General features: G+C 61.8%; 7 protein-coding genes. All 7 read left to right on the plus strand.

The genetic code is table 11. The annotated features are described in order from the left end of the window. The first annotated feature begins 238 nt into the window (after window positions 1-238). The 7 genes from uvrA (at window position 239) to KHO23_RS33835 (ending at window position 11,854) form a co-directional block, all read left to right on the plus strand. Window positions 239-6,124, plus strand: coding sequence for an excinuclease ABC subunit UvrA (gene uvrA, locus KHO23_RS33805; protein WP_211617334.1), 5,886 nt, complete (start codon window positions 239-241; stop codon window positions 6,122-6,124). Between the two features lie 1,006 nt (window positions 6,125-7,130). Next, window positions 7,131-7,793, plus strand: a complete 663-nt coding sequence (locus KHO23_RS33810) for an energy transducer TonB (RefSeq protein ID WP_211617370.1) — start codon at window positions 7,131-7,133, stop codon at window positions 7,791-7,793. A gap of 77 nt (window positions 7,794-7,870) precedes the next feature. Next, complete coding sequence (locus KHO23_RS33815) at window positions 7,871-8,776, plus strand: MotA/TolQ/ExbB proton channel family protein (RefSeq protein WP_211617336.1); 906 nt, start codon at window positions 7,871-7,873, stop codon at window positions 8,774-8,776. Window positions 8,777-8,788: 12 nt separating this feature from the next. Continuing rightward, window positions 8,789-9,211, plus strand: coding sequence for an ExbD/TolR family protein (locus KHO23_RS33820; protein WP_211617338.1), 423 nt, complete (start codon window positions 8,789-8,791; stop codon window positions 9,209-9,211). A 106-nt stretch (window positions 9,212-9,317) separates the two neighbouring features. After that, window positions 9,318-9,749: an ExbD/TolR family protein gene (locus tag KHO23_RS33825; RefSeq protein ID WP_211617340.1), complete on the plus strand. Its 432-nt coding sequence runs from the start codon at window positions 9,318-9,320 to the stop codon at window positions 9,747-9,749. A 9-nt stretch (window positions 9,750-9,758) separates the two neighbouring features. Beyond that, window positions 9,759-10,964: a tetratricopeptide repeat protein gene (locus KHO23_RS33830; RefSeq protein WP_211617342.1), complete on the plus strand. Its 1,206-nt coding sequence runs from the start codon at window positions 9,759-9,761 to the stop codon at window positions 10,962-10,964. Window positions 10,965-11,278: 314 nt separating this feature from the next. Beyond that, window positions 11,279-11,854 (plus strand): helix-turn-helix domain-containing protein, encoded by a 576-nt coding sequence (locus KHO23_RS33835; protein WP_120293258.1) that lies wholly within the window; start codon window positions 11,279-11,281, stop codon window positions 11,852-11,854. Window positions 11,855-11,864 lie beyond the last annotated feature (10 nt).

Below are 11,864 nucleotides of genomic sequence, written 5' to 3' on the forward strand. Positions count from 1 at the left end.
CGTTACCGGCGACGCACGATCGAGTAGGCTACTGCTGGCAGAACAGCAGGTCTTGTCCGATTACTATCGGCAAGACAGTTGCGATAGCGACCTTCAGGTCGCACCTGTATAAATATACAGTATAGTATCCCGCTACAGCCCGGCTTTGGCGTGCTTTCCCGCTAGCCGGGTGTCCCGAACTTGCGCGGTCGCGAGGCGTCCGTGAGAGGTGGTCCACTCATTCAGACGGTCGGAAAAATTGGCATCTAACGGAATTATCCGCATTCGCGGCGCGCGCCAGCACAACCTGAAAAACGTCGATCTCGACGTACGAACCGGCGAAATGACCGTCGTCACCGGCCCGTCCGGTTCCGGCAAGTCGAGCCTCGTGTTCGACACGTTGTACGCGGAAGGGCAGCGGCGCTACGTCGAAACCTTCAGCGCCTACGCCCGGCAGTTTCTCGACCGCATGGACCGGCCGCAAGTCGACCGGGTCGACGGCGTGCCGCCCGCCATCGCGATCGACCAGACCAATCCGGTGCGCAGTTCGCGCTCCACCGTCGGCACCATGACGGAGCTCAACGATCACCTGAAGTTGCTCTACGCGCGCGCGGCCGAACTGTTCGACCGCAAGACCGCGCAGCAGGTGCGCCACGACACGCCCGAAACGATCTACGCCGAGCTGCTCAAGCGCACCGCGGAGCATGATCCGCGTCTGGTCGTCACGTTTCCGGTCGAGTTGCCGGACACGGCGTCCGAGCAGGAAGTGGAGCAATGGCTGTCCGCGAGCGGCTATACGCGTGTCCAGGCGCAGCGTGAAGTCGATTCGCCCACCGGCAAGCGCAAACTGCTCGACGTGGTGGCCGACCGCTTCCGCTTGAGTTCGGTCGACAAGCAGCGGGTGGTCGAAGCCATTGAGGCATCGCTCAAGCGTGGTGGCGGCCGCGTCAATATTTACGTGCTGCCCGCAGCGCCAGAGGCACCGGAGGCCAAAGAAGCCGAGCCGCAAATCTGGCGTTTCTCCACCGGTTTGCACAGCCCCGAGAGCGACCTTCGCTACGCGGATCCGCAGCCGGCGCTGTTCTCGTTCAATTCGGCTTACGGTGCGTGCGAAGTTTGCCGAGGTTTCGGCCGCGTGATCGGCGTCGACCTCGGTCTGGTGATTCCCGACGCGCGCAAGACGCTGCGCGACGGCGCGATCAAACCGATGCAAACGCCGGCCTGGAAGGAGTGCCAGGACGACCTGATGCGCTACGCGGCGAAAGCCGATATCCGCCGTGGCACGCCTTGGGGCGAGCTGACGGATGCCGAGCGCGACTGGGTTATCAACGGTTCGCCCGATTGGGACGGCAAGTGGCAAAGCCATTGGTACGGCGTCAAACGCTTCTTCGAGTATCTCGAATCGAAGGCGTACAAGATGCACATCCGCGTGCTGCTGTCGAAGTACCGGAGCTATACGCCGTGCGAGACCTGTGGCGGCGCGCGGCTCAAAACGGAATCGCTGTTATGGCGCCTCGGCAACAAACAGAATGCGGACGAGGGGCTCGCGGCCGAAAAGCGCTTCATGCCGCGCGGCGTCGAGTGGACGCGCTCGCAGCTCGAAGCGTTGCCGGGGCTCACGGTGCATGATCTGATGCTGATGCCGATCGAGCGCATCCGGCGTTTCTTCGACGAGATCAGCCTGCCGAGCGCACTGCTCGACGACGCGCTCAAGCTGTTGCTCGCCGAAGTGCGCACGCGGCTCAAATATCTATGCGATGTGGGCCTCGGCTATCTGACGCTCGACCGGCAAAGCCGCACGTTGTCGGGCGGCGAGGTGCAGCGGATCAACCTGACCACGGCGCTTGGCACGTCGTTGACCAAAACCCTGTTCGTACTCGACGAGCCGAGCATCGGCCTGCATCCGCGCGATCTGAACCGGATCGTCGAGGCGATGCATCGGCTGCGCGACGCGGGCAATACGCTGGTGGTGGTCGAGCACGACCCCTCCGTGATGCTCGCGGCGGATCGTCTGATCGATATGGGCCCGGGGCCGGGCGAGCGGGGCGGCTCGATCATCTATGACGGCGCGCCAGAGGCCATCCGCTCGTCCAGCACGCTGACCGGTGAGTACCTGGGCGGTCGCAAGCACGTGGCAGACGCCGCGCACTGGTCACAACGTCCCGTGGATGACAGCACGCCGCGCATCGTGCTCGAAGGCGCAACCGAACATAATCTGCGCGACGTCACGGTCGAGATTCCGCTGCAGCGGCTCGTCTGCGTGACCGGCGTGTCGGGGTCCGGCAAATCCACCTTGCTGCAGGACGTTTTGTATCCGGCCATGGCGCGGCATTTCGGCCTCGCCACCGAATCGCCCGGCGCATTCAGGAGCCTGACGGGCGCCGACCAGGTCACCGACGTGGTCTTCGTCGATCAATCGCCGATCGGCAAGACCGCGCGCTCGAATCCGGCCAGCTACGTCGGCGCATTCGACGAGATCCGCAAGCTCTTCGCCAAGGCGCCGCTCGCGCAGCAACGCGGTTACGGCCCGGGCATGTTCAGCTTCAACTCGGGCGACGGGCGCTGTCCGACGTGTGGCGGCTCGGGCTTCGAACACATCGAAATGCAGTTCCTGAGCGACGTCTACCTGCGCTGTCCGGATTGCGATGGGCGTCGTTATCGCGCGGAACTGCTCGAAGTGAAGATCGAGCGCGGTGCGCCGGCGCGTGCGTTGAGCATTGCCGACGTGCTGGAATTGACGGTGAGCGAAGCCACCGCCTACTTCGCGAAAGACGCCGAAGTACTGCGCGTGCTGCAGCCGATCGTCGACGTGGGCCTCGAATACGTGAAACTGGGCCAGCCGGTGCCTACGTTATCCGGCGGTGAAGCGCAGCGGCTCAAGCTTGCCGGTTTCCTCGCGGAATCGGCGCAGGCGCGCACCGCGCGCAGCGCGAAGCAGCCGGTCGCAAAACGCCTGTTCATGTTCGACGAGCCGACCACCGGCCTGCATTTCGACGACATCGCCAAATTGATGCAGGCGTTCGGCAAACTGCTGGCGAGCGGACATTCGCTGATCGTGATCGAACACAATCTCGACGTGATTCGTGCGGCCGACTGGCTGATCGACCTCGGCCCCGAAGGCGGAGACGGTGGCGGCAGGGTGCTGTGTGCCGGCACGCCGGAAGATGTCAAGCTTTGCCCGGAATCGCATACAGGCGAAGCGTTGCTGCAATACGATCGCGCCATGAACGCGGCGGCGGAACCGGCGTCGCAGGGCATTCCGCTGCAAAAGGCGTTGAGCGCTGCGCGTGCGCGGCGAGTAATCGAAGGCGAGGACGTGGTGCGCATCGTCAATGCGCGCGAACACAATCTGAAGGCGCTGGACGTGGATATCCCGCACGGCAAATTCAATGTGATTACCGGTGTGTCAGGTTCGGGTAAGTCCACGCTGGCCTTTGACATTCTGTTCCACGAAGGGCAGCGCCGTTACCTCGAATCGCTCAACGCGTACGCGCGTTCCATCGTGCAGCCGGCCGGGCGGCCCGAGGTTGACGCGGTGTATGGCATTCCGCCCACCGTCGCGATCGAACAGCGCCTGTCGCGCGGCGGCCGAAAGAGTACCGTGGCGACCACGTCCGAAGTCTGGCACTTCCTGCGCCTGTTGTATGTGAAACTCGGCCTGCAACATTGCATCCACGACGGCACGCCGGTCACGTCGCAAAGCGTCGAATCGATCGCGGCGCAATTGCTGCGCGATCACAAGGGGCAGCACGTCGGGTTCCTCGCGCCACTGGTCGTGAACCGCAAGGGCGTCTATACCGATCTCGCCAAATGGGCGAAAGCGCGCGGCAATACGCATCTGCGTGTGGACGGCGAGTTCGTGCCGGTCGACCCGTGGCCGAAGCTCGATCGTTTCCGCGAACACACCATCGAGTTGCCGGTGACCGATCTCGTTGTGTCGCCGGATAACGAAGCCGAACTGCGCCAGGCGCTCGACCAGACATTGGAAATCGGCAAGGGGGTCATGCATATGCTGGCGCCGCTCGACGGTTTGCACGACGCGATCAGCGGCGGCCATGCCACGGCGAAGCTCGGCACGGTGAAGGTGCTATCCACCAAACGCGCCTGTCCGGTATGCGGCACGAGCTATCCCGAACTCGACCCGCGCATGTTCTCGTACAACAGCAAGCACGGCTGGTGCACGACGTGCGTTGGCACGGGCCTCGCACTGACACGCGAACAACGCGCGGCGTACGACGACACGATAGTCGTCGACGACAACCGCGGCCGCGAGCAGAGCTTGCCTTCCGAGGAGCAGGAGCCGGAAGGTCTGGTCGACGAGCCGTGTGCGGATTGTGCCGGTACGCGTCTGAACCCAACCGCGCGCGCGGTCACGTTCGGCGAGCAGGCGATTGTCGACGTCGCGCAATGGACGGTGTCCGACACGCGCGCGTGGATCGACACGCTGGAGATCAGCGGTCGGGACGCGGAAATCGCGCGCGACGTGGTCAGCGAAATCGGCAGCCGCCTGCAATTTCTGGAAGAGGTCGGGCTCGGTTATCTGAGTCTCGACCGCGCCGCGCCGAGCCTGTCCGGCGGCGAAGCGCAGCGCATCCGGCTCGCCGCGCAACTGGGCAGCAACCTGCAAGGCGTGTGCTACGTGCTCGACGAACCGACCATCGGCCTGCATCCGCGCGACAATCAGATTCTGCTCAACGCTTTGCGCAAGCTGGGAGAAAAGGGCAATACGCTGGTGGTGGTCGAGCATGACGAGGATACGATTCGGCGTGCTGATCACATCATCGATATCGGGCCGGGTGCGGGCAAGCGCGGCGGCACGTTGATCGCGCAGGGCAGCGTGGCCGATCTGTCGGCGCAACCCGATTCGTTGACCGGACAGTTCCTTGCTAATCCGATCGTGCATCCGTTGCAGCCGCGCCGCGAGGTGGTTGCGCCGACCAAACGCGCGGCCGCGGTGCCGGAGAACTGGCTGACGGTGCATGGCGGCAAGCTTCACAACCTGCAGAACGTCACCGTCGGCATTCCACTGTCACGGCTGGTGGCAGTGACGGGTGTGAGCGGCTCGGGCAAGTCGACGCTCGCGCGCGACGTACTGATGGCCAATCTGTTGGATGCGGTGGGGCGCTCGGTGCTGTCGTCGCCGGCTACGCGGCGTGCGCGTGCGGCGGCCGAAACCCAGCCGGCGGCGAACCGGCGTTCGAGCGTGTTGGCGCGCACGGCGCCGCGTGCGCCGCTGAACGTCACGCATGCATGGCAGGGGTGCGATTCAATCACAGGCTGGGAAACCATCGACCGCGTGCTCGAAGTCGATCAGACACCGATCGGCAAAACACCGCGGTCCTGTCCGGCAACCTACATCGGCGTGTGGGATGCGATCCGCAAGCTGTTCGCCGGTACGCTCGAAGCACGTGCGCGTGGCTATACCGCTTCGCGTTTCTCGTTCAACACGGGCGATGGGCGTTGCCCCGCCTGCGAAGGCCAGGGCGTGCGCACCATCGGCATGAGTTTCCTGCCCGACGTGAAGGTGCCGTGCGACGTTTGCCACGGGCAGCGCTTCAACCCGGAGACGCTCGCGGTGACGTGGCGCGGCAAGAATATCGGTGACGTGCTGACCATGGAAATCGACGAGGCCGTCGAGTTCTTCGCGCCGATTTCGAACATCGCGCATCCATTGCAATTGATGAAAGACGTCGGGCTCGGTTATCTCACGCTTGGACAGCCGTCGCCCACGTTATCGGGCGGCGAAGCGCAGCGTATCAAGCTCGTCACCGAACTGAGCAAGGTGCGCGACGACATCACGAGGCGTGGTCAAAAGCCGCCTCATACGCTGTACGTGCTGGACGAACCCACTGTCGGCTTGCATATGGCGGACGTCGCCAAGCTGATTCGCGTGCTGCATCGTCTCGCGGACGGCGGCCATAGCGTCGTCGTCATCGAGCACGATCTCGACGTGATTGCCGAGGCTGACTGGATCATCGATCTCGGTCCGGAAGGCGGCGTGGGCGGCGGCACGATTGTCGCCGCTACGGACCCCGAAGGACTGTCACGTGTCGCCGCCAGCCACACCGGAGCGGCGTTGCGTTCCGTACTCGCGCGAACGCAAAACGGCACGGCAATGGTCGCGGGCGAGGGCACGAACGGTTGAGGCAGCGGAGCGGCGCACGGAACTTTGCGCCGCTCCGGCAGGGGCGTTCAATCTGGAGAGCCGCACACGCCCGAGTTACGCGCAGCCAACTGCGGCTTGAGTTCTAAGAACGGGTGTTGTCGAGGCGCCCTGCATGGAAAGATCGGGCAATATCCGCGGCGTCGGCTATATGTAATTAAAGTGAATGTATTTGTAATTATATAAATGGCGTAATTGAAATGCGTATTTGGAGTGTCGTAAATACGCTAAAAAGTTTTTTCAAACGCTGTTTTCATTCTGCTATCTTCTCGCCTTTGGCGCCGGCCCTTGGTCGGCGCTCGATCATGGCCTGTTCGCAGTCTGCCCCGGTTATCGGGCAGCCATCGCGTGAGGCCCGTCCAGCGGGCCTTCGCGCCACGTATCATCAGCGAGCAGCCGGCAGTTCATGGCGTGTCATGGAACGCCGCGATAGCGGCGGCGACGCCAATTGGCGAGCCGTGAAAGGCGCACTCAGATCTGTTCGACATGCGCTTATTCTTTTAAAGCGACACGAATACGGCGCAAGTTAGAGTCTTCTCTCTAAACTTAGTATGCTCCCATCAAAAAAAGTTTGACCGTGCATTTTTTGTCCTGCTATTGTTGCCTCCCATGAAACGCAGGTGACAATCGCGCAAAAAGTTCAGAAGCCGCAGCGCGCTTCGATCAAATTGTCTCCGGCTGTTCATGCCACGCGGAAATGAGCGGGTCGAACTCAACCTATTAGTAGTTCTACTTAGATGAGCATTCGGCTGGTGTGAATTATCGCCGCGGCGTCGCGCAGTCGTATCCACGTCACAGAATCAGGGTTTGGCCCTATAGCTTAAATGTAGTAGTGCAGATCAAAAGCGTGGGCGATGAAGGTGATTGTCTGAAGTGAACGTTGTTGCCGTATGTAAGCGCGCTGCAGTTACAGAAATGAACGGTTCACGCCGGAGGAGTAAAGGTGGGTACGAAAGTCGAAGGGCAATTTCCGGCAGCAACGGCCCGTATGGAGAGGCCAGGACGCCCGCGTGAGTTTGGGCGCAAGCAGCAAAACCCAGTACGCCGGTTCGGCGGTATCGCAGTTGTTCTGCTTCTGCACATCGTGCTGATCTACGCACTCATCAATGGCCTTGCCACCAAGGTCGTGCAGGTCATCCAGCATCCTATCGAAACGAAAATCATCGAGCCGGTCAAGCCGCCTCCGCCGCCGCCATTGCCCACTGTGCAATTGCCGCCGCCGAAGTTCGCACCGCCGCCGCCGCCGTTCGTGCCGCCGCCGGAAGTGCAGGTTCAAACGCCGCCCCAGCCGACCATCACGCACCAGTCCGCGCCGGTTGTGTCGGCACCCGCAGTGGCAGCGGCACCGCCGGCACCTCCCGCGCCGAGCAAGCCCGTGAGTGCTGAAGTAGGGGTGGTGTGCCCGAACTCGGATCAGATCCGTTCGTCGATTCGCTACCCGAAGGAGGCGCAGGAGAACAACGTGACGGGTGATGTGCTGATTGAATTCGTAGTCGATCCGCAGGGCCATATTACGAATGAACGCGTTGCCAAGTCGGCGGACGATTCTTCACTCGATCGCGCTGCGTTTAACGCGGTCAAGCAGTTCACGTGCGTTTCCCAAGGCCAGGCTGTCCGTGTGCAAGTTCCGTTCTCGTTTAACCTGAACTGAAACCCACAGGCTGTTCGGTACCGGTAGCGATTTATCAGTCTTAGTTTGGAAGTTGTACTAATGAACTTGGAGCAGGCATGAAGAAGCGTACTCTCGCCGCATTGGCGGCAACCATGTTGTTCGCCGTAACCACGGTGGATACCTTTGTGGCACCGCACATGGCCCACGCGCAAGCTAGCGACGCCACCGCGTCGGCTGTTGCGCCCGCCACCGCCGCACCGCAAACGGCCGGATCGGCCGCTGACGAAGCCGTGCCGCCGCCGCAGCCGGCCACGTCCGAAACCGTCAATAACCCGTACGGTCTCGGCGCGCTCTGGAAGAACGGCGACTTCGTTGCACGCTTCGTGCTGATTCTGCTGGTGCTCATGTCGATGGGCAGCTGGTACATCATGATCACCAAGTTCTTCGAGCAGTTCCGCGCGAACCGCCGTGCGAAGAGTGCCGACGAACAACTGTGGACCGCCCCGTCGCTGGTCGAAGGCGCGAAGCGGCTCGACGAAGCTTCGCCGTTCCGCTTCATCGCCGAAACGGCCATCGAGGCAGGCGAGCATCATGACGAAGCACTGCTCGAAGCCGTCGACCGCAACACGTGGATCGATACGTCGGTCGAGCGTGCCATCACCAATGTGTCGAATCGTCTGCAGGACGGCCTCGCCTTCCTCGGCACGGTCGGCTCGACAGCACCGTTCGTCGGTCTGTTCGGTACGGTGTGGGGCATCTATCACGCGCTGACGGCAATTGGTATCGCCGGCCAGGCTTCGATCGACAAGGTCGCGGGCCCGGTGGGCGAGGCGCTGATCATGACCGCGATCGGCCTTGCGGTGGCTGTGCCGGCGGTGCTCGGCTACAACTTCCTGGTGCGTCGCAACAAGTCGGTGATGGAGCGTGTTCGTGCGTTCGGCGCACAACTGCACACTGTCCTGCTCGCCGGCAGCCGGCGCTCGGCACGTGCCTCGGCTCGTGAAACCTCGCTGGCCCAATAAGCGGAGTCCGTCATGGCTATGAGCGTTGGGCAGGATGATAGCGACGAGGTCATCTCCAGTATCAACACCACGCCGCTCGTCGATGTGATGCTGGTCCTGCTGATCATCTTTCTGATCACGATTCCGGTGGTGACGCATACGGTGCCGGTGCAACTGCCGAAGGAGACGATCCAGCCGCTGCAGACCACGCCAAAAAGTATCGTCATTGCGGTCAACCGCGACGGCGATTTCTTCTGGAACGAGAAGCAGGTGGATGCGCCTACGCTATTGGCACGCCTGAAAACCGTATCGGTCATGACGCCGCAACCGGAAGTGCACGTGCGCGGCGACCAGAGCACGCGTTATGAATTTATCGGCCGTGTCATTACCGAGTGCGAGCGCGCCGGTATCGCCAAGGTGTCGTTTATTACTGAGCCGCCCGCGCGCGGCGGCTAGTTTTGCATGGGATCGGGCTACGTGCTTTGCACCAGGTCCGATCGACAGCTTTGCATGGGATCGGAGTAAGTGCTAAAGCACTAACTCCGATCGACAGGAGACGAGTATGGGCATGAACGTATCTTCGGGCGGTGGCAGTTCTGAACCGGATGTGATGGTCGATATCAACACCACGCCGCTGATCGACGTGATGCTGGTGTTGCTGATCATGCTGATCATCACGATTCCGATCCAGACGCATGCCATCAAGATGAACTTGCCGGTCGGCAATCCGCCGCCGCCGATTACGCAGCCGGAAGTGGTGCAGATCGATATCGACTTCGACGGCACCACGACCTGGAACGGTCAGCCGGTGCCGGACCGCGCGGCGCTCGAGTCCAGGCTTGCACAGGTGGCGGCTGAACCGGTTCAGGCGGAAATCCATCTGCGGCCCAACAAGCTGGTGCCGTATAAGGACGTAGCGGCGGTAATGGCGTCCGCGCAACGACTGGGCGCGACGAAAATCGGCCTGATCGGCAACGAGCAGTACATGCAATAGGGAAGTGGAATGCTAACGATCCATCAACGGTTCAAGCGCGCCGTCATTGCGGCCGCTATCGGAGGACTGTCCGCGCTCGTCGTGCTGCCGGCCACGTCCCAGGCTGCGGACACCCTGCGCCCGGATGTGGCGAAGCCGCTGAACGCCGCGCAGGATCTGTATCGCGCGCACAAGTACAAGGATGCGTTGGCGAAGATCGATCAGGCCGACGCCGTGCCAGGCAAAACGCCCTATGAAAGCTACATGGTTCAGGAGATGCGCGGCGCCGCGGCAGTGGCGGCCGGTGAATCCGGCGTGGCCGCTCAGGCCTACGAAACCTTGCTGAGCTCAGGACACCTGACTGGCGCTGACGAGCAACGCACCACGGCGGCGCTCGCGGGCATCTACTTCCAGCAGAAAAACTATGCGCAGTCAGCAAAGGTCGCCCAACGCTATCTGAAGGCAGGCGGCGGCGACCCTGACATGCGTGTGCTGCTTGTGCAGTCTTACTACCTGTCAAACGATTGCGGCAACGTGGTGACCCTGCTCAAGCCGGCCGTCGATGCGCAAGCGCGTGCCGGTCATGCCCCCGACGAGTCGCAATTGCAATTGCTCGGCACCTGCGCGCAACGTGTGAAGGACGACGCGACGTACCGCAGCACGCTCGAAAAGCTGGTTGCCTATCATCCGAAGCAGTCGTATTGGGATGACCTGTTCAATGCGATTCGCACCAAGCCCGGCTATTCGTCGGCGCTCGATATCGACACGTACCGCCTGCGCCGTGTGACCGGCTCGCTCAGCACCGCCGACGATTACATGGAGATGACCCAGCTCGCGATCGTGGCCGGCACCACCGCCGAAGGCAAACAGGTCATCGATCAGGGCTTTGCGTCAGGCGTTCTGGGCCACGATGCGCAAGCGGATCGCGAGAAGCGGTTGCAGGCACTCGCCGCGAAACGCGCGCAAGCGGCAGCCGATCCCGCGAACCCCATCGCGCCGGTCGACATTGCCTTCAACCAGGTCTTCGCGGGTCAGGCCAAGCAGGGTCTGACAGCCATGGACGCCGCAATTGCGAAGGGCGGAATCGATCACCCGGACCAGGCCCAACTGCATCTCGGCGAGGCGTACTACATGGCGGGCGATAAAGCGCGTGCGGTGCAAACCTTCCGAGCGGTGAAGGGTACCGACGGTTCTGCCGACCTTGCCCGTTTGTGGGTGCTGGTGGCGTCGAAGTAGTGTCGAAATAACGGCATTCTGTTCCCGAAATGACCCATCTTGCGACGTGCCGCAGCGGTGCCCTTGCTTCGTGCCGGGCGGCACATTCTCACTGTATGGAGCGCGAGTCTTTGCTAATTGGCGGACGTGGTTGCGTGCGCAACCATCGCCCGGTTCGCGGCAAAGTTGAACATGTCGCGACGATCGCAGTGATTGAGCCATTCATGGCGGCAACCAGGCAGACAGATGGTGCGTGTCTAAGGGAGGATGTGGCGCTCAATGGAACATAGTTTAGTTTCATCAAACTAATTTTGACTACGGGATTCTGTCTTGCTATGGTTTTGCCACTCGATAACAAGGCACAGGTCGCAGTTTCGATAGGAAGCAAAATCCGCGCGCTTCGCCAACGACTCAAGCGCACGCTGGATGAAGTGGCAACCACCGCGGGAATTTCCAAGCCCTTTTTGTCCCAGGTGGAACGAGGTCATGCAACGCCTTCAATTACGTCGCTAGTAGGCATTGCTCGAGCTTTAGGTGTGACGGTGCAGTACTTCGTCGACACGCCAACTGAAGACAAGTCGGTGCGCAGGGGAAGTGAGCTGAAGTACTTCGGGTTCGACGGAACCGCGAATATTTTTGGACGGCTGACGAACCTGTCGGTCGGCAGCAAGCTGGAAGTGATTCTCGTCAGGATGCCGGTGGGGCAGAACCCATCGGAAGTCACGACACATGCTGGGGAAGAGTTCTTGTACGTAATGAGCGGCCAGATATCGCTCACGTTAGAAGGTACAACGTTCGTATTGCAGGCGGGTGACACCGCGCATTACGAGTCCACCGTGCCTCACGCCTGGTGCAATACCGCCCGCGAAGAGGCGGTGGTCGTATGGGTGGGCACGCCGCGATTGTTTTAGGTGCCTCTGC

Origin of the sequence: Paraburkholderia haematera (assembly GCF_905220975.1) — a bacterium.
GTDB lineage: Bacteria > Pseudomonadota > Gammaproteobacteria > Burkholderiales > Burkholderiaceae > Paraburkholderia > Paraburkholderia haematera.

Bases quoted from the DNA above. Each gene is read 5' to 3' on its own strand.
- KHO23_RS33820 (WP_211617338.1), top strand. From the start codon at position 8,789: ATGGCTATGAGCGTTGGGCAGGATGATAGCGACGAGGTCATCTCCAGT.
- KHO23_RS33835 (WP_120293258.1), top strand. From the start codon at position 11,279: ATGGTTTTGCCACTCGATAACAAGGCACAGGTCGCAGTTTCGATAGGA.
- KHO23_RS33810 (WP_211617370.1), top strand. From the start codon at position 7,131: ATGGAGAGGCCAGGACGCCCGCGTGAGTTTGGGCGCAAGCAGCAAAAC.
- KHO23_RS33830 (WP_211617342.1), top strand. From the start codon at position 9,759: ATGCTAACGATCCATCAACGGTTCAAGCGCGCCGTCATTGCGGCCGCT.
- KHO23_RS33815 (WP_211617336.1), top strand. From the start codon at position 7,871: ATGAAGAAGCGTACTCTCGCCGCATTGGCGGCAACCATGTTGTTCGCC.
- KHO23_RS33825 (WP_211617340.1), top strand. From the start codon at position 9,318: ATGGGCATGAACGTATCTTCGGGCGGTGGCAGTTCTGAACCGGATGTG.